Here is a 17,688-nt window from a genome sequence, read left to right as displayed (position 1 = left end):
CAGCTCATCCGGAGGGCAGCGCTTAGAAAAGAAAGAACATGAAAATAATTAGTACACCTGACATGAACATTTATCGAGGCAACAGATCAGTAGCTGGTCTCTTCCGATTATACGCAATCGGTTGCTCCCTTCACCTCAGTGTCGAACTATTTATTCGAATGATCCTTCCTATCGACCAAGCTTCGTATGTGTCGCTTCATCCTTCTCCAAGGTACAATGGTAAAGGAGTAAGAAGTCTGTACCCGATAGCTCGAAGCACAAGAAAAATTCCTACGAATGAGAAAGTTTTTTGTGCGTATTTCAATGGTAGCTTTTATGATGGTCTCACTAGCAAGTTGTGTGGATGATGGTGCAGAGATAGTTCCTCTGGATGACAAATCCTCACCTACTCTAAATTCGGAGCCAGATGAGTGTAAAAGCGGTAGTTGTTAACAGCCCAAGAAACCAACTGTAATTGCAGCTGGTTTCTTTTTTTTATATCCCTTAACGATATTTAATGAATGTTTAGGAGGGGTGTAATGAATATTTCAAGTCTTTGCTCTGATGTACTGCTGATAAATAGGCAAACAATTGGTCTATGGATTCTTGTTCAGTTATTTGGTTTCCAGTCAATAGCTCAGCATAGTCCTCAGGTAAAAATTGAAACTGGTGACAGCCTTTTTGCTCTAGGTGATTCCAGTTATTTCGATAATGACTATGATGGAGCCATTGATAAGTATTTATTGGCATTGATAGAATACCGCTTGTCCAATGATACAATTAAAACATCCAACACGCTTAATGATATAGGTTTATCATTTAAGAAGTTAGGTTTATTTGATAGTGCTTTGACTTATTACAATTTGGCACTGGAATTGGATTTACTTATGCTCGATTCAGCAAGAATAATTGCGAGATATCGGAATTTGAGTAATCTTTATGTAGATCGAGGAAATTTTACACAGGCTAGTGAAATACTACTTGAGGCACGGGAAATAGCTCTAAAGACAGGTCACAGGAGTTCACTAGGTGGTGTGAATAATGCCTTGGGTAGTTTATATGAAAACCAGGAAGAATTTAATAAGGCAATAAATTACTACCATCAAGCTAAATGGGAATACCAGTGGAATGGAAATCAACAAGGATATGGTATTGCGCTCAACAATTTAGGAAAGAGTTATATAGAATTGGGAATATCTGATAGTGCTTTTTTCTATCTGCATCAGGCTTTGTCAGTCAAAAAAGAGCATTCTAAACCGAACTCAATAGCCTATACACTTCATGATTTAGGTTGCTTGTTTTTAAGTTTGTCATCTTTGGATTCAGCTGAGCAGTATTTTTTGCAAGCGTATGATATGCGAGAAAAGCTTTCGGATCAACTGGGCTTGGCTCAGACTGCTAATGAGTTAGGATTACTGTATCTTAAGATGTCAGATCCATCAGAGGCTTTTTTTTACATAACTCAGGCTCGTAAGTATGCGCAAGCAGAGGGGACACAGAAATTGTTTATAGAAAATACACATACACTCTCCAAATACTATCTTGCCACTGGAGATACTTTATTGGCTTATAATACACTCGATTTTTGGGCGAATCTAAAAGATAGCATCCTAAGTGAATCAAAATTTGAAGTATTGGAACTTCAAAGTGCATTTGAGTTGAAAAGAAAAGAGGAAGAAAGAAAACAACAGGAGAAGAAAGCCTTAAATCAATCTCGAATTGCGGAACAACGTTTATTGATTATAGGAGGTGTGACCGCCGCTGCTCTAATGTTGGTGGGGCTCGTATTGTATGTGATTAGGCAGCGATCTAAAATTAAAGCACTCAATGAGAATTTGAAGCTGGTTAACCGTGACATGTATCATCGCAAGAAAAATGATTACATGCGTCTCTTAAATGAAATATCTGAGACAAATGTGACGATCTCAGAAGACATCAGAGGGCAATTATTAGCTTCGGCTGCAGTAGATGAGTCACTTTATGAAGAGGCATATGATATGGTTGATCTTGATGATTATTTAGATGAACGGCTTGAAGATATTGCAGATGCACAAGGCTTGAGTGCGAAGGAAGTTGCCCTGAGGACTGAATTGGACCGGGTAAAGATTAGCGGACAAAGAGCAACTGCTATATTACTTGTGCTTAATGAGTTAATGACCAATTCAGCAAAACACTCTTTCGCCGATCGAGGAGGTATCATACACATAGTGATATCCGGGGAAAGCGGACATTTAAGAGTTATCTATAAAGACGATGGAGCGCCTTTTGTTTCGAAAGCTAGAAGTGGTGCAGGAATGGGGCAGAAAATCATCGAACAAGTATTGAAGACACTACGAACTGAATTGAGCAGGGAAGTACAAGGACAATGGAATCAGAGCTCATTCGTCATTAAAGTTTGATAGTAACCTAAAACAGCTAACTAAAATTAACTAGACACATATCCCTATTAATAGGTATTTATCCTAACGTCATTTGCGAATTAGTTTGATTTGTTTATTTTTTCGCAAATTAGTCTCTCTAAAAGACCGACCAAATAGATGAATGTCCTATTGGTAGAAGATGATTTGGACCAGGCTACCAAGGTAGCCAATCGCGTCCAACGACACTTGGGGAAGGATACCAACGTACTTGGACCGTATTCGGAATTCAGTGCTGTGCTCAGCATTGTGAAGGAGCAGCAATTTCACCTGGCGCTTATTGATATCCAGTTGAAGAATGATCTCTATGCTGGAATTAATATCGCTGAGACGATTCAGCAGTTCCATCCTGTACCGATTTTATTTATATCGGGAGTGACTGAAAAAGAAGTTGTGGAACGTGCAGACCAGGTCCATTCCAGTGATTTTCTACAAAAACCATATGATGAGCAGAGTTTTTTCAGAGCCCTGGATTATACAATTCAGCGAGTAGACTTAAGTCGTTCTGGTAGTATAAAACGCGTTTTTCGCCCGAGGAATAAAGATCGCTATTGGATCAAGAGTGATCGGTCCGTATATGAAAAAGTAGATCCGAAGCATATAGTTTGTGTCGAAGCATTGGATCATCATTGTCGGTTTTATATCCGTAATGAAAAGCCTATCATCACGAGTGCTAAATTGAAGCAAGAAGTATTTGAAAACGGATTAGGCCCTCTTGGATCATTTTACCTGCTGAATAGAAGTACAATTATCAATCTGGATGAAGTAGATCGGATCGAGGGAAACCAAGTGATCATGAAGGAATTGAAACCTCTGAATAAAAAATCCTTACTGGTTCCTAAGGAAAGAAGAAAGGAATTATTTAATCATTTGGGTATTCCCTTAGATTAAACCTGTCAGGTAGATTTATCCGAAAAGCTTCAATTGGGACGCAAAACCTATTTGGTGGTACGTAAATAATGGTTTGATGTACAGGAAATGATACCCTTCTTCACGACTTGTTGAGTGCGTATCACGAAGTATAAGCAGCACTTCACGAAATAAGTTTTTGATCAGTCGTTAATTCATTCATCTTCCGTAGGCATTGTCAATCTCACTTGAGGTTGATCACTTTTCCATTAGAGCCCGATCGAGATGAAAATACTGACTGCCATTAGTTCATATTCCGGAGACCCCTATAATTTAGAAGAAGCTGTTTTAGAGGCGAGTCATTCGATTGCAGTGAAAACCACGCAGGAGATTTGGCATGTGGATGAGGTAGAAAGTTTGGCATCCTTTCATGGGGCGATATTTCAAATTGAGACAGAAGAGGAATTATACTTAAGTCAGGCCATCATTCAACAGCAAACTTCACGGTTTCCTATTCCTTACCTCTATCTGGTGCAAGGCTCATTTCCATTCGATGTAAATCAGATCAGTCAGCTATTTCCTGATCAGTTGATTTTGACCCCAGTATCCCAGGATCATTTGCGACTGGTGATACGCTTATTTCTGATGAAGATACAACAAGGCTATCACATCAATGGAGTGGAACAGCGAGAAAGGAAGAAGATTTGGTTGACCGTTAAAAGAGGTGTCTATCAAAGTTTAGAGACCGATAACATCAAATGGATAGAGGCAAGTGATCACTACGTAAAAGTCCACACGGACAAGGAGGAGTATGTGATGATTAAAGCTTCCTTAAAAGACTTTTACGAAAAACATCTCAGTCACTTTGAAGACTTCTACCTATTAAATCGCTCCCTGATCATCAATACCACCAAAGTCTCGAAAATTGAGAATGGTAATCTCTATATAGATCAGGACAAACCTTTGAGCATACCTAGAACTAAAAGAGAGGCGGTGCTAGAGGTTTTGGAGGTGGGTTAGTCCCTTACTAGCCTGAAGTTCTCGAAAGCTAATTCACCAACCCCTCGCTATTGTACTGGATCTTGTTGATATAGAAGACCTTGCGACTGGACTTGAAGCCGAGGGAGCCAGGTTTGGAGAGGCTTTGAACACCTGAGGCATAGAAGCATTCTTCGTACCAGTGATCAAGGTCTTCGTCTGAAGATGATTTCGATCGCAATTCTTCCGTATCGTCGTTAAGCTTCACAGGGTTATATGTTTTGCCCTCCACTACGTCGTTCTCTCTTACGATCTTAGATCGAATCTCATTCTCATCTAAATACATTAAGATGGTTTCATCGCTGTAACTACCAACAGCAACAAGCTTGTCTAATGAATAGGTCTGAACATCTTTGATCTTGAAACTGTGGTCCCATACGATTTCGCCGTTGTTATTAAAAGCAACGACAATGGCATGTGTAAATTTATAGCCCATGAATGTGGTAGGTGTTCCACCTCTGTATCCATAGGAGTAGGGTGAGTTGAAACCATTAGCACTGCTGTACCTGGGGTAATACGCTTCTGCAACCATCAGATTCACGCCATTGTCCAATTCACGCATTTCATGAATTAGTAGACGATAATTGAATTTGCTGTTTTTGCCTAAATCTTTTCTTCGTTTGATCCGTGCTTTGATCCGTTGCTCGCGCTTGTCATTGAGGTAGCCAAAGAAATTTTCCAGGTCTGCAAAATTGTGGTACTTGATGAACTGCTGTCGGCCGTTTACAAACTTAGACAAGTACAATCCTTTACTGTAGGAGGTACTTCTTTTAGAGTGCGCCCCGGCTACTAATTGAATGCCATTGTCAAAAGTGGTGGAGGCACCATCAATCAGGTTTTTCTTTTCTCCCGGGGTGATGAACAGGTCCTGCACCATTAGCCCTTCAGAAGTGAAAGTTTTGGCTCGAATCGTGTACTGTCTACTGACAAGTTTTTCACGGACAACTACTGTAAACATTTCCTCATCATCATCAATGATGATATCCATGAGTTGATTCCTGCTTTCGTAGAAACCTGGAAGTACCTTGGGTTTCTTTTCATTTACATTGTAAGTAATGATTGCAGGCTTGCCGTTGACATTACCGCCAAGGATCAAGGTTTCCCCAATTACTTCAAAGTATTCCATTCTGATGGGGAACACCGTGGTGATCTCAAATTCATTGACATTGGCCTCTTCGTCAATTTCATAGACCATGAGGTCTTGCATGCGATACTGCGAGGCAGTGAGTAGCAGGTAATATTTTCCCCCGAAGTATTCATACCCTATCAGTCGCCCATTGATATCGATGAAGAGTGATCTCTCCCATTGCTTCTGCAGTGCGGTATCGAGTTTAGTGAGGTTCCAGTTGAACTTGCCATCAACTTTTTTGTAGGTTTCTTCCAAAACTAACAAACCATCATATCCTCCATTGATGATCGTGAAATCCTGTTGGATTTTCTTCAATTCGAATTCCACACGATTCGGTTGCACCAAAAGATTACTCGTATCTTTCTCCTTTTTCTTTTGTGCTACAAGAGGAAGTTGAATTGCGATGCACAGTAATAACAGAAGCTTTTTCATAGACATGGAGTTATTATGGGGTAACAGCCAAAATTCAAGCCTGTTTATATATAAACAACTATCAATAACATTTCCTTTATGCTTCACTCATTCCAATGATCAAATCAAACTCCTCGACTTTCACAGGTTGTACAGATAATCGTGTGTTTTTTACCAGAACCATTTCTGAGAATCTGTCATCTGCTTTGATCTCATCCAGTGTCACTTTCCTTTTTAAGGGTCTAACCGGAACAAAATCCACTACACACCAGCGCTCATCATTAGTGGTTGGGTCCGGATAGTGCTCGCGAACAACTTCGGCGATACCAACCACTGACTTTTCATTTACGCTGTGATAGAACAGTGCCTGATCACCCACTTCCATGGCCTTCATATTGTTCCGCGCCTGGTAGTTTCTAACACCATCCCAGTGATCTCTGCCTAATTTCACGAAATCATCCCATGAGTAAGTATTTGGTTCAGATTTGATCAGCCAATAATTCATGTAAAAAGTGTTTCAATAAGTTGAACAAACATCCATCAGCAAGGTTCACAGAAAGGAAGTTCCATCTACTTTTACTGGTTATACAATTTAAGTAATTCTTTGGCAATGATTTTCATGTATTCCCCACTTATGAAGCGATTGTAAAATGAAAGTGCTAATTATACGATTTTCATCTGCTGGAGATATTGTACTTACATCACCGGTAATACGGACGCTAAAAGCACAGCTTCAGGATGTGGAAATTCATTACGCCACGAAGCCAGCTTTTAAGGGCATTTTGGAGGCGAATCCCTACGTAGATCAAATTCATGAGCTAGGTGATGGCCTATTCGGGTTCTTTAAGGCATTGAAAAAAGAGTCTTTTGACGTGATCATTGATTTGCATCACAATCGAAGAACCTGGGTGTTGAAGCGCTTACTTGGCGTCAGGTCTTACAACTTCAATAAGTTGAATTGGCAGAAATTTCTGATGGTCCGATTTAAAATCAATCGATTGCCAGCCAAACATATTGTCGATCGGTACATGGACACTGTGGCAGCTTTGGATGTGAAAATGGATGCACTCGGTTTGGACTATTTCATTCCGGAAAAAGATGAAGTTGAAAAGGAATGGCTCCCAGAAACGCATCGAGATGGGTTTTATGCGGTGGTTGTAGGCGGGCAGTATGCAACGAAGCGATTACCTGCCAGACGTCTGATTGAATTATGTGATCGGATCAATAAGCCGATTATTTTATTGGGAGGAAAAGAGGATCAGGCTGTTGGAGAGGAAATTGAACAGTTTTTTGTGCAAGGAGATTCGGATGACCCTCGAGAACAACAATTGCAAAATGAATTAGGAAAGAAGGCGCTGGTTTACAATGCCTGTGGGAAATTCAATTTCAATCAGTCAGCTTCCCTTGTAAAGCAGTCTATTGCCGTTTTTACGCATGATACGGGGTTAATGCACGTGGCGGCGGCTTTCAAGAAGAAGATCTTTTCCATTTGGGGCAACACCATTCCAGAGTTTGGAATGTATCCATACCGAACGCAATTCACCATCTTCGAGAACAAAAAGCTCGGCTGTCGACCGTGTTCTAAAATCGGTTATGGTCAGTGTCCCAAGGGACATTTTAAGTGCATGAACGACCTGTATTTTGATTTCTGGTTGCCAGGGTGACGTAAATCCAGGCACCTCGTTATTCACTGGATTCTTCGTAACTTTCTAATCTTAATTGATCAAATAAACTGACTTTTTGAAAACTTGAACAGCAACTAGTTATGAAAAAGTTATACCTCGTTCGGCATGCCAAATCTTCCTGGAATTTTGATGAGCTCGATGATTATTATCGGCCACTAGGAAAAAGAGGCCGCAGAGACGTAAGTCGGATGGGGCAATTTTTAAAGGATGAAGTTGACACACCAAATTTAATCATTACCAGCGGGGCAAGCCGGGCCTTTTATACCGCACTTCATTTAGCGGATCACTGGAAGTACCCTGAAGAAAAGATCATTATTTCTGACACGTTGTATCACGCGGGTGTGACTGATTTTGAAAATGTAATAAAGGAAGTTCGTGAATTTAATTCGGTTGCCATTTTTGGTCATAATCCCGGGCTCACCATGTTTCACAACAGGATCAATGAGAACTACATTGACAATATCCCCACCTGTGGTATTGTCGGACTTGAGATTGATGAAGCTTCGGACGAAAAGTGGAAAACCAGACGACTTTTTTATCAGGTGCCCAAGGAGCTCTGAAGAGAACATTTATGCTATTAAATGCAGTGTCTTTAAGTTAAGGAAAATGCATCGTCATCGCGAAGGAAATAAAGCGATCTCAAATAAGGTAGTTAAGTAGAATTTCCAATTAGGCTGCATTGCAAGCCTGCTTGCAGTGACCGGAAGTTTAACTAAACTACATTATTTGATTGGTTAATATATTAACTAACATGCTAAAGCTCCAAAATGAGGTTAGCGAAGATCTTTCCGACAAGATTCGTCAGCTCAGAAAGGTGAAAAAGCTGTCCCAGCAGCAGTTGGCCAATAAATCCGGCGTATCACTTGGAAGCCTCAAACGGTTTGAGCGTACGAGTCAAATATCCCTGGAGTCGCTTTTGAAAATCGCGATGGTATTGGGGCGACTCAACGATTTTGATCAATTGTTCCAGCCACAAGATGAATTGCCTGCGACCTAAGATGAAATCATAAAGCCTTAAGATGGAGTTGGAATCCATTGATTGATCCAGGTGAAAATGTCTCTAGAGATACCTGTAGGGAGATTGGCCTTACATCAAGGGAAAATCCTGTTTGAATACTATCCTTCGTTCATTGAACGAGGGTTAAGTATTTCGCCATTCTATTTGCCGTTGCAGGCTGGAGTTCATGTGGGGAAACAACCATTATTTGAAGGGCTGCCTGGTGTATTCAATGATTCACTCCCAGATGGATCGGGACGTTTAATACTGGATCGAGGGGTAATGTCGAAAGGAATTCCTCACCAACAATTGACACCTCTGGACCGATTGGCATACGTGGGTTCAAAGGGCATGGGTGCCTTCATTTATGAACCTGAGTTTCATGATTTGGGAGATAGCTCGAGCGTATTGGATCTTGATGAACTTGATCAAGCGACGAAAGAAGTGTTAGGAGGCGAAGCGCAAGAAGTGATTGATCAATTGCTGGAGCTAGGAGGCAGTTCCGCAGGCGCACGGCCAAAAGTGCTGCTCAATTACGATAGAAAGACGGATACACTTTCACCAACTGGAAAGCACTTAAAGGAGCATGAAGAGCCTTGGATGATCAAGTTTGCTTCCAATATGGATCAGATTGATATCGGTAACATTGAGTACGCCTATGCGCTCATGGCGGAGGTTGCTGGAATTGACATGCCAGAAACTCGTCTCTTTCGAGGAAAGACCAACAAGGCCTATTTTGGAGTGAAGCGTTTTGATCGGGTAGGTACCGAACGAAGGCACATGCATACGGCAAGTGGTTTATTAAATGCTGACCATCGTAATTCAAGCCTGGATTATGAGAATTTGTTTCGGGGCATGCTAGCCCTTGATCCGGATATTCGAGAAGTTGAAAAGCTCTTTCGATTGGCATGTTTCAATGTGATTGCCCATAATCGAAATGATCATAGCAAAGAAGTTTCAAATCAAGAAGGCGAATGAGATCATTGATCAGGTTGCAGAAGTCGTAAATCAATGGTTGCCTTTTGCAGAACAGGCAGAGGTGGGCTCTGATTCTAGAAAGACGATTGGTAAGAAGTTGGAGGCGATGTTGACTGATATATAAACTTTCTTCTTGACTCAATTCCCTTAAGAAGAAAATCAATTTCTCACCCTTTAGGGTCGGGGTATTTGAAATTGATTTTCTAACTCGATAAAATTTATAAAAGCCTTTATTCCAGATTTACAAAATATACTGACTTAAGTCCTTGTCTTTCACCAGGCCGTCTAGCTTGGAAACAACCAGATCTTTGTCGACCAGAACATGGGAATTAGCACTGATCGTATCGGGAATTTCAAACAGGATATCATTGAGGAGTTTACTCATGACCGTATGTAATCTTCTTGCACCAATATTCTCTACTTCCTCATTGATTTGAAATGCGATTTCTGCGATCTCTTCCAAAGCATCATCCTGATAAGTCAATTTCACTTCTTCAGCACCAAGCAAGGCAGTGTATTGTTTGGTCAATGAGTTTTTAGGCTCTTTCAAGATTCGAAGGAAGTCTTCTTTGGTCAGATTCTCCAACTCTACGCGAATTGGGAATCGACCCTGAAGTTCCGGGATCAAATCAGAAGGCTTGGAGAAGTGAAACGCTCCGGCTGCGATGAATAAAATATGATCCGTATTGATGATGCCATATTTCGTATTAACGGCACTGCCTTCTACAATCGGAAGTAAGTCTCTTTGTACTCCTTCGCGGCTTACATCTGGGCCACTCTTACCATTTCTACCGCCAGCGATTTTGTCCACTTCGTCGATAAAGACTATTCCTGTATTGGCTGCTCTTTTGATGGCCTCATCCTTCACCTCATCCATATCGATGAGTTTGGCAGTTTCCTCATCCATCAAGAGTTTTCTGGCTTCCGCGATCGTGACCTTTCTCTTCTTGCTCTTCTTGGGCATCATATTGCCGATCATCTCCTGCAAGTTGATCATGGAAGCCTCGTCCATCATACCGCCGCCAATCATGCCAACTCCTGATCCATTGGGTGCCTGCACATCGATATCAATTTTACGATCATCCAGTTCCCCATTCTTCACCTTTTCTCTGAATCGTTCGCGGGTCTTCTCGTTGAGTTCTTTTTCCTCTGTTGGAGAATCTTCACCTAATGAATGCGTATTGGTGGTCGCTTTCAAAGGAGGGATCAGGGCATCCAAAATGATTGACTCCACAATCTCTGAAGCTTTTTCTTCCACTTCTTCCTTTTTGGCCAGCTTCACCATATTCACCGCTTGCTCGACCAGGTCACGAACCATGCTTTCAACATCCCGACCTACGTACCCCACTTCCGTAAATTTTGAAGCCTCTACTTTGGTGAAAGGTGCCTGGGCGATCTTGGCCAGTCTTCGGGCGATCTCAGTTTTACCAACCCCCGTAGAGCCGATCAAAAGAATATTATTCGGAACAATTTCTTTTTTGATGTCCTCTTTGACATTCATGCGACGCCATCTGTTTCTTAAGGCAATGGCTACATTCTTCTTGGCGTCCTTTTGTCCAATAATGTATTTGTCAAGCTCTCCAACAATCTGGGTTGGAGTAAGGTTAATGTCTTCCATATTTTGGTTAAAATAATTTCTTTATGCGGCTTAGGTTTCCCTGAACACTGAAGGTGCTCATTCCTCCGGCGGCATGATAGGTCGCTCTTGAAAACCTAATGTCCAATTTCTTAATTCTTGCCATGAAGCCCCATGAGAAGCCAGCTCCAAATCCTCCCTGAGCCAATCTTAGTTCTTGATTTCTTAAATGATTGTAGCCGATTAGAAAATTGAATGATTTTCCAATCAGCAATTCCATTCCCAAATTGATGTGCCGGAAGACTTCCTGAAATACGGCGGGGTTTTCCTCACTGTCGATGGTCTTTCCAAAATAAGCCAGATCCGAATCGACAAAATTGTAGGCGGATAGAGAAAATCTTGCTGGCATGTGCTCGGGTTTGAAGCTGATGCCCATGTGGACATCCAGCGGTAACTCCGGATCGATGTTGGCAAAGTTGCTAAATGAGGTTCCTAAATTTTTCAACACCATTCCAAAGGTCAATTGAGAACCGGGTTTTTGGTAAAACCCACCCAGATCTGCCATGATCGCATTGGAGGAGTAGCCTGCAATAGAGGCATTGGCGTATTTGAGACTGGCTCCTAGTACAAATGGGCCGATGCGGTGACTTTTACTCACTCGGAGCATCAAATCGCGTGGTGTAAATGTCCCTAATTCCGTCCCGATCAGGTCACGCTCAGTAAAATCACCATAGTCTACATATGCAATGCCGACAGCTAAACGTCCGGCTTTTCCCACTTCGAATGCCCCGGTCACATTGAGGTAATTGATTCCTCCGAAGAAAGGAGCATAGGCAAAAGCAAAATCGCCGGTTTTTACAGAATCCAACAGTGCTGGATTGTCTGCAACCAAAGTGATGTCTCCCGGTAATGCAGGAACTACCCCGCCTAAAGCCGCGGACCTGGCGCCCGAGGGCAATTGCAAGACACCAAAGGAGTTTTCACCGGACACCTGAGCCATGGCCAGCGAAATGTGAAGACATAGTAATAATGTGGTGATTAGGAATTTCAAGATTTTACGGCTTCATCTGGTATTACGAATTCTACTGGATTAGCCACCTTTTCATCCATAAGCGCGATGTTCAATACTTCGCTTACATCCTGAACAAAGTGGATGTCCAATCCTTTAACGTAGCTTGCCGTAATTTCTTCGAAATCTTTCTGATTCTTTTCGCAAAGAATGATCTCCTTGATACCTGCTCGTTTTGCGGCCAGGATTTTTTCCTTTATTCCCCCCACAGGCAATACTTTACCACGAAGCGTGATCTCGCCTGTCATGGCCAGTTTGCTTTTGATCTTCCGTTGCGTAAATGCAGATGCCAAAGCTGTGAGCATGGTAATCCCGGCCGAAGGGCCATCTTTAGGAACTGCCCCGGCAGGAACATGCACATGGATGTCGTAATGATCGAATACACGATAATCGAGTCCAAGCAAGTCAACATTGGATTTGAGGAAGGACAAAGCCGTAATAGCAGATTCTTTCATCACATCCCCTAGCTGTCCACTTAAAGTTAGTTTACCTTTTCCTCGGCTGAGGCTTACTTCTATGAATAAAATTTCTCCTCCTACAGAGGTCCAGGCCAGCCCAGTGGCCACACCAGCGAAGGAATTGTTTTCATAAAATTCTTTATCGAAAACCTCGGGCCCCAGAATTTTACGGACTGACTTCTCAGAGATCTTAGAACTGGTCTTTTCTTCCATGGCGATGGATTTGGCCACATTTCTGCATAGTGCGGCAATTTTCCTTTCCAGGTTTCGAACACCAGATTCACGGGTGTAATCATTGATCACTTTCTGCACCGCTTTCTGATCGAAGGAGATATCATCCTCCTTCAGGCCGTGCTCTTCTCTTTGTTTAGGGATCAAGTGTTTTTTCGCAATCTCAACTTTCTCCTCCTGTGTATAGCCATTGATCTCTACAATTTCCATCCGGTCGCGAAGTGCCGGTTGGATAGTATCTAGTGAATTGGCCGTCGCAATGAACAGGACTTTTGAGAGGTCATAGTCCACCTCTACATAATTGTCCTTGAAAGCTGTATTCTGTTCTGGGTCCAGTACTTCTAATAAAGCGGAGGAAGGATCACCTCTGAAATCAGAACTTACCTTATCGATCTCATCCAGAATGAAAACCGGGTTGGAAGATTTGGCACGTTTGATGTTCTGGATCACTTTGCCGGGCATTGCGCCAATGTATGTTTTTCGGTGCCCTCGGATCTCCGCTTCATCGTGAACGCCACCCAGCGACATCCTCACATATTGCCTTCCGAGTGCTTCAGCGATTGACTTTCCAAGCGAGGTTTTCCCTACGCCGGGAGGGCCATATAAACAAAGGATGGGCCCTTTCAGGTCATTTTTTAGTTTTCGAACTGCCAGATATTCCAGGATTCGGTCTTTCACTTTGTCGAGACCGTAATGTTCTTTATCCAGTACCTCTGATGCGTTTTTCAGATCGAAATTGTCCTCCGTGACTTCACTCCAGGGCAGGTCTACCAATAACTCGGCATAACTCATGGCTACGGGATATTCCGCTGCCGAAGGGTTCATGCGTGCAATTTTGTCCAGCTCTTTTTTGAAATGTACAGCCACTTCTTCGGGCCAATCTTTTTCCTGTGCTCTTTGCTTCAAGGTATTTAATTCCTGATCCGGACCTTCCTGGCCCAGTTCATCTTGCAACACTTTCATTTGCTGACGCAAAAAGTAGTCCCGTTGCTGCTGGTCTATATCTGTGTGTACCTTGTGTTGGATCTCCTGCTTCAATTGTAGCATCTGGATATCCTTCAACATGAATTTTAGTAGCTTTTCTGCCCGGGTTTGGGGGTCGTCTATTTCCAGCAGCCCTTGCTTTTCATGCACTTCCGCATTGACATTGGAACTCAGGAAATGCGTCAGGAAAGCTGTGTTATCTATGTTGTCCAGTGTAGATTGAGCTTCTTTCGGAATCTCCGGATTGAGCTTCATGATCTTGTTGGCCGCTTCCTTCAAGGATTGCTGGATCGCAATGATTTCCTCTTCGTCTCCATCCAATGTGCCTTCCTGTAGTAATTTGAACTCAGCAGTGATATAAGGCTCTTCTTGAACTGACTGAATCAATGAAAAGCGTTTTTGCCCTTGGATGATGATCGTCGTATTGCCATCTGGCAGCACCAACATCTTGATGATTTTGGCGACTGTACCTACCTGATACAAGTCCGAAAACGTCGGATCTTCTATTTTGATGTTTTTTTGAGCCACTACACCGATGATGCGGTCACCTTTGTAAGCCTTCTTGACCAATTTCGTGGACTTTTGTCTACCAACAGTGATAGGGATCATCACCCCAGGAAAAAGAACCGTATTTCTAATTGGAAGTATGGGCAGTGGCTGTGGTATACTATCGTCAGAAATCTCTTCCCCATCCTCAGGGCTGATGATCTGGATCAATTCATCCGTTTCTTCATCAAGAAATTCGGGGAACAAGATTTGAAAGTCTCTTTTTTCGTTCATATAAGACAATATGTCAAATTGGCAGGTGTTTTATAAATACATGCCTTTTTTGAATGCAGTTATTAAGGGTTCAAGAGGTATGCCAAATTAAAACTTAGTCCGTATTTAGTATTATCTTTAATTAAAATGCAACTTTGACTGACTTTTCGTCGGATATGAACAGGTGCGTTTCCATAAGGTGTTGGTTGCTTTTGGGTTGTTTACTCATGGTGCTGTGGAGTGATGCCCAATCACGAAGGAGGAATAGAGCCGTCGTGCCAGTGGACTCGTTGCCCTCAGATGTCGTCCTGAACATTTATCAATTTGAAAACATCAACAAGATAGCGAACTATTACGACGAAGGAAAACTCAATCGAATCAGAAAGCTGGAGCAAGAAAAGCGCTGGGAAGAATTGTTCGTAGCGCTAAAGGATTATGTAGGGAATTTTGGGGTTCGGAATTTCTACAAAGACACCCGAATGATTTGGCGGCTTGCCAAACTCACCGAACTTTTCGGGGATTATGAAGAGGCACGTTCCTTGTACCGACTTGTCCTTCGACATCACCACCAAGGAATCGATATACGAGAAATTGAGATTTACTACGACTCACTGAACAATAAGGAGGCTGAACAATACGTACCCATCGAATACTATTACGAGCTGGTGGAGCATCGTAAATTGATTGATACCTTGCGGCCACCGAGAGGGGTATTGCTCAATATGGGAACATTGGTCAATAGCAGTAAGGCGGATTACGGACCTACCCTTAGCTTCGATAACGATAAGCTGATTTTCACTTCCAAACGAAACAACCTTGAATTCTCTATCAATAGAAAGGAGAACGAGGATTTATTCATGAGTACGCTTGATGATTTGGGTTATTGGTCGGAAGCAAAACCCTTGAAGGCGATCAATTCCTATTATAATGAAGGAAGTGCTGTATTGAGTCGAGACGGTAAAACCCTTTTCTTTTCTCGTTGCAATTGTCAGAATTGTATCGGTGATTGTGATTTGTTCATGTCCGAAATGCAAGCGGACAGTACCTGGGGTCAGGTTCAAAACCTCGGCATCAACGTCAATAGCGTAGGTTGGGATTCACATCCCGCATTAAGTCACACGGGCGATACGTTGTATTTTGCCTCCGACCGATTAGGAGGATTTGGCTTAGCCGATATCTACTATACCTATAAGGAAGGTGACGCCTGGGCGCCTGCCAAAAACCTGGGGCCGGTGATCAATACCCGGAATAATGATGTCAGTCCTTTTTATCATCCGGTCTTTGATGTGCTCTATTTCACCTCGAATGGACAGCTCTACAGTTTTGGAGAATATGACATTTTTAAATCGCACAATGTAAACGGAGATTGGTCCGAACCCCATAATATTGGTCCTTTGGTGAATGGGAAAGGCAGTGAGTTCTATTTTACTATCGATAAATATTCGACCAATTTGTTTTACGCCAGATCGGCTACACGGGACTTGAATAAACAAGACTTGTACTCTTTTCCGCTTCCGATGGAGGCTCAGCCTTTGGCGACAACCCGTTTCAGAGGCTCGTTGACCGATTCAATTACAGGTACTCCCTTCCGGGGAATTGTAACGATTATTGACATGGATGAGGGGATAGAAGTGGCTCCCCGGTTTTTACAAGCAGACGGAACTTTTGAATTTAATCTAATTGATCAACGGAACTACCTGTTGGTAATCCAGGGAGATGATTTTTTCAGGATAGAAGAAGCTTTTTTCCTGGATGGACCAATGACACTTGATCGAGTTACAGAGCCTTTGGCAGCCAGAGTAAAATTTGAGTCCATTGAATTTGAAGTCGGGCAAGCAGAGTTGCTACCGGGTATGTACGGAGACCTTAACAAGATCGTGAACTTCTTATATGACAACCTTGATTTCAAATTGAAAATATCTGGTCATACCGATTCCTTTGGGGCCGAAGATTTCAATTTAGCTTTATCAAAGGACCGGGCCAAAGTGATCCGTGATTATATTGTTCTCTTTGCAGGAATTCAGCCAGATAGAGTGGAGCACGATGGTTATGGAAGTTCACAGCCCATCGTAGAGGAAAACTCTGAAGAAGATCAGGCACTCAATCGCAGGGTAGAGTTTGAGATCTATCGACCAGGAAGGGAAACGCCGGCGGCCGAAACCCAAGATGGAGATCAATAATTAAACTTTTCTTACACTTGAATTTCACGGAAATTAATTCTCTATCATCAGGATTTATTCGTTCATTATTCTGCCCTTAAAGAATAATTAAAAATTTTCTCAAATTCCCTGTGACTTTCGGCATGCTTTTGGATTATGGGTTAAAAAGATCCGAGTGCCGGAAGCGAAACAACATATTGATCATCAGGACGAGCAGCAATGGATAGCTGAAGCTCAGCGAGACCCTCAAGGTTTCGAGCCGCTATACAATCGCTATTATGATGAGATCTTTCGATTCATCTATCGGCGTACCGATCGCGAACAGCTCACGGCTGACATTTGCTCGCAGACGTTTTACAAAGCGCTGCTAAACCTCAAGAAGTACCAGTGGACAGGAAGGCCATTTGTTGCCTGGTTGTACCGGATTGCTTCCAATGAACTCAATCGTCATTTCAGAGATCAGAAACCTGTTTTTGTCATTGAAGAAGACAAAATGTGGGATTCCTTTCAGGAAGTGGAGATGAGCCCGGACATAGAGAGTTTGATCCAGGTTTTCTCGCTATTGACAGATGAGGAAGTCCATCTCCTGGAGCTCAAATATTTTGAGCAAAAGACCTTCAAGGAGATTGCAGACATTCTGGATTTCACAGAAAGTGCGATCAAGATGCGCTTGTATCGATTATTGGAAAGAATGAAGCAAATGTTACCGCCATGACGAGACGTAATTACAAAGTAAGACGTGCCTTGTTCAAGGAAGGCCAATATCAACAGCATAGGAATTTTCGACAGTTCCGGGAGCAATACCGGGAGCGACGCAGAAAGGATTGGCGGATGAAAATTGCCATTGGCATCGCCATATTGATCTTGCTGGTTACGCTGATGTTTGGTGTTTCTGCGGAAAGCACAGATCAGCGATTACAGAACTATAGTGAGATCGAATTCAAAAATGCAAACCAAAAATTATAGAAT

Annotated in this window: 16 protein-coding genes; 11 read left to right on the top strand and 5 right to left on the bottom strand. The window is 42.4% G+C overall.

Going from position 1 to position 17,688, the window contains the following annotated elements; all coding sequences use genetic code 11:
* Positions 1–518 precede the first annotated feature (518 nt).
* The 3 genes from R8G66_17015 to R8G66_17005 all read left to right on the top strand — a co-directional run bounded on the left by R8G66_17015 (position 519) and on the right by R8G66_17005 (position 4,265).
* On the top strand, positions 519–2,378 hold the full coding sequence (locus R8G66_17015) for a tetratricopeptide repeat protein (GenBank protein ID MDW3194078.1): 1,860 nt from the start codon (positions 519–521) through the stop codon (positions 2,376–2,378).
* Positions 2,379–2,516: 138 nt separating this feature from the next.
* A complete protein-coding gene (locus R8G66_17010; GenBank protein MDW3194077.1) occupies positions 2,517–3,287 on the top strand; it encodes a response regulator in 771 nt (256 codons plus the stop codon).
* A 243-nt stretch (positions 3,288–3,530) separates the two neighbouring features.
* On the top strand, positions 3,531–4,265 hold the full coding sequence (locus R8G66_17005) for a LytTR family DNA-binding domain-containing protein (protein MDW3194076.1): 735 nt from the start codon (positions 3,531–3,533) through the stop codon (positions 4,263–4,265).
* A 28-nt stretch (positions 4,266–4,293) separates the two neighbouring features.
* Here the strand turns inward: R8G66_17005 and R8G66_17000 are convergent, their stop codons facing one another.
* Both R8G66_17000 and R8G66_16995 read right to left on the bottom strand, forming a co-directional pair.
* Positions 4,294–5,844 carry a hypothetical protein gene (locus tag R8G66_17000; GenBank protein MDW3194075.1) on the bottom strand — a complete coding sequence of 517 codons (1,551 nt, stop codon included), beginning with the start codon at positions 5,842–5,844 and terminating at the stop codon, positions 4,294–4,296.
* Positions 5,845–5,920: 76 nt separating this feature from the next.
* Positions 5,921–6,328 carry an EVE domain-containing protein gene (locus R8G66_16995; GenBank protein MDW3194074.1) on the bottom strand — a complete coding sequence of 136 codons (408 nt, stop codon included), beginning with the start codon at positions 6,326–6,328 and terminating at the stop codon, positions 5,921–5,923.
* Positions 6,329–6,473: 145 nt separating this feature from the next.
* Between R8G66_16995 and R8G66_16990 the strand changes: the two genes are divergently transcribed.
* From R8G66_16990 to R8G66_16970, 5 genes are all read left to right on the top strand, one after another.
* Positions 6,474–7,487, top strand: a complete 1,014-nt coding sequence (locus R8G66_16990; GenBank protein MDW3194073.1) for a glycosyltransferase family 9 protein — start codon at positions 6,474–6,476, stop codon at positions 7,485–7,487.
* A gap of 101 nt (positions 7,488–7,588) precedes the next feature.
* Positions 7,589–8,068, top strand: a complete 480-nt coding sequence (locus R8G66_16985) for a histidine phosphatase family protein (GenBank protein ID MDW3194072.1) — start codon at positions 7,589–7,591, stop codon at positions 8,066–8,068.
* Positions 8,069–8,259: 191 nt separating this feature from the next.
* Positions 8,260–8,505 (top strand): helix-turn-helix transcriptional regulator, encoded by a 246-nt coding sequence (locus tag R8G66_16980; GenBank protein ID MDW3194071.1) that lies wholly within the window; start codon positions 8,260–8,262, stop codon positions 8,503–8,505.
* Between the two features lie 57 nt (positions 8,506–8,562).
* Positions 8,563–9,483, top strand: a complete 921-nt coding sequence (locus tag R8G66_16975) for a type II toxin-antitoxin system HipA family toxin (protein ID MDW3194070.1) — start codon at positions 8,563–8,565, stop codon at positions 9,481–9,483.
* The gene (locus tag R8G66_16970; protein ID MDW3194069.1) at positions 9,443–9,607 is read left to right on the top strand and encodes a hypothetical protein; all 165 of its coding nucleotides are present in this window, start codon (positions 9,443–9,445) and stop codon (positions 9,605–9,607) included. The genes R8G66_16975 and R8G66_16970 overlap by 41 nt, the downstream gene beginning before the upstream one ends.
* Before the next feature lie 117 nt (positions 9,608–9,724).
* Here R8G66_16970 and hslU read toward each other — a convergent pair whose 3' ends face one another.
* From hslU to lon, 3 genes are read right to left on the bottom strand one after another with little or no spacing between them, the layout of a single operon-like run.
* Positions 9,725–11,101, bottom strand: coding sequence for an ATP-dependent protease ATPase subunit HslU (gene hslU, locus R8G66_16965; protein ID MDW3194068.1), 1,377 nt, complete (start codon positions 11,099–11,101; stop codon positions 9,725–9,727).
* A gap of 7 nt (positions 11,102–11,108) precedes the next feature.
* Positions 11,109–12,110 carry a type IX secretion system protein PorQ gene (gene porQ / locus R8G66_16960; GenBank protein ID MDW3194067.1) on the bottom strand — a complete coding sequence of 334 codons (1,002 nt, stop codon included), beginning with the start codon at positions 12,108–12,110 and terminating at the stop codon, positions 11,109–11,111.
* Positions 12,107–14,581, bottom strand: a complete 2,475-nt coding sequence (gene lon, locus R8G66_16955; protein MDW3194066.1) for an endopeptidase La — start codon at positions 14,579–14,581, stop codon at positions 12,107–12,109. Before lon ends, porQ begins: the two co-directional genes overlap by 4 nt.
* A 254-nt stretch (positions 14,582–14,835) precedes the next feature.
* Here lon and R8G66_16950 point away from each other — a divergent pair, with 254 nt between their 5' ends.
* From R8G66_16950 to R8G66_16940, 3 genes are all read left to right on the top strand, one after another.
* Entirely contained in the window at positions 14,836–16,740 is a 1,905-nt protein-coding gene (locus tag R8G66_16950; protein ID MDW3194065.1) for an OmpA family protein, read from the top strand.
* A gap of 154 nt (positions 16,741–16,894) precedes the next feature.
* Complete coding sequence (locus R8G66_16945; protein MDW3194064.1) at positions 16,895–17,434, top strand: sigma-70 family RNA polymerase sigma factor; 540 nt, start codon at positions 16,895–16,897, stop codon at positions 17,432–17,434.
* The gene (locus R8G66_16940) at positions 17,431–17,685 is read left to right on the top strand and encodes a hypothetical protein (protein MDW3194063.1); all 255 of its coding nucleotides are present in this window, start codon (positions 17,431–17,433) and stop codon (positions 17,683–17,685) included. Before R8G66_16945 ends, R8G66_16940 begins: the two co-directional genes overlap by 4 nt.
* The last annotated feature ends 3 nt before the right edge of the window (positions 17,686–17,688 follow it).

The organism is Cytophagales bacterium (genome assembly GCA_033344775.1).
Lineage (GTDB): Bacteria > Bacteroidota > Bacteroidia > Cytophagales > Cyclobacteriaceae > JAWPMT01.
The sequence above is the reverse complement of the archived record's forward strand: the minus strand, read 5'-3'. Positions and strand labels throughout refer to the sequence as shown.

What these genes read in the sequence shown, in the direction of transcription:
- R8G66_16990 (MDW3194073.1), top strand. Translation starts at nt 6,474, where the DNA reads ATGAAAGTGCTAATTATACGATTTTCATCTGCTGGAGATATTGTACTT.
- R8G66_16975 (MDW3194070.1), top strand. Translation starts at nt 8,563, where the DNA reads ATGTCTCTAGAGATACCTGTAGGGAGATTGGCCTTACATCAAGGGAAA.
- R8G66_17000 (MDW3194075.1), bottom strand. Translation starts at nt 5,844, where the DNA reads ATGAAAAAGCTTCTGTTATTACTGTGCATCGCAATTCAACTTCCTCTT.
- R8G66_16940 (MDW3194063.1), top strand. Translation starts at nt 17,431, where the DNA reads ATGACGAGACGTAATTACAAAGTAAGACGTGCCTTGTTCAAGGAAGGC.
- R8G66_16980 (MDW3194071.1), top strand. Translation starts at nt 8,260, where the DNA reads ATGCTAAAGCTCCAAAATGAGGTTAGCGAAGATCTTTCCGACAAGATT.
- R8G66_17005 (MDW3194076.1), top strand. Translation starts at nt 3,531, where the DNA reads ATGAAAATACTGACTGCCATTAGTTCATATTCCGGAGACCCCTATAAT.
- R8G66_17015 (MDW3194078.1), top strand. Translation starts at nt 519, where the DNA reads ATGAATATTTCAAGTCTTTGCTCTGATGTACTGCTGATAAATAGGCAA.
- R8G66_17010 (MDW3194077.1), top strand. Translation starts at nt 2,517, where the DNA reads ATGAATGTCCTATTGGTAGAAGATGATTTGGACCAGGCTACCAAGGTA.
- R8G66_16970 (MDW3194069.1), top strand. Translation starts at nt 9,443, where the DNA reads ATGATCATAGCAAAGAAGTTTCAAATCAAGAAGGCGAATGAGATCATT.
- hslU (MDW3194068.1), bottom strand. Translation starts at nt 11,101, where the DNA reads ATGGAAGACATTAACCTTACTCCAACCCAGATTGTTGGAGAGCTTGAC.
- R8G66_16995 (MDW3194074.1), bottom strand. Translation starts at nt 6,328, where the DNA reads ATGAATTATTGGCTGATCAAATCTGAACCAAATACTTACTCATGGGAT.
- R8G66_16985 (MDW3194072.1), top strand. Translation starts at nt 7,589, where the DNA reads ATGAAAAAGTTATACCTCGTTCGGCATGCCAAATCTTCCTGGAATTTT.
- lon (MDW3194066.1), bottom strand. Translation starts at nt 14,581, where the DNA reads ATGAACGAAAAAAGAGACTTTCAAATCTTGTTCCCCGAATTTCTTGAT.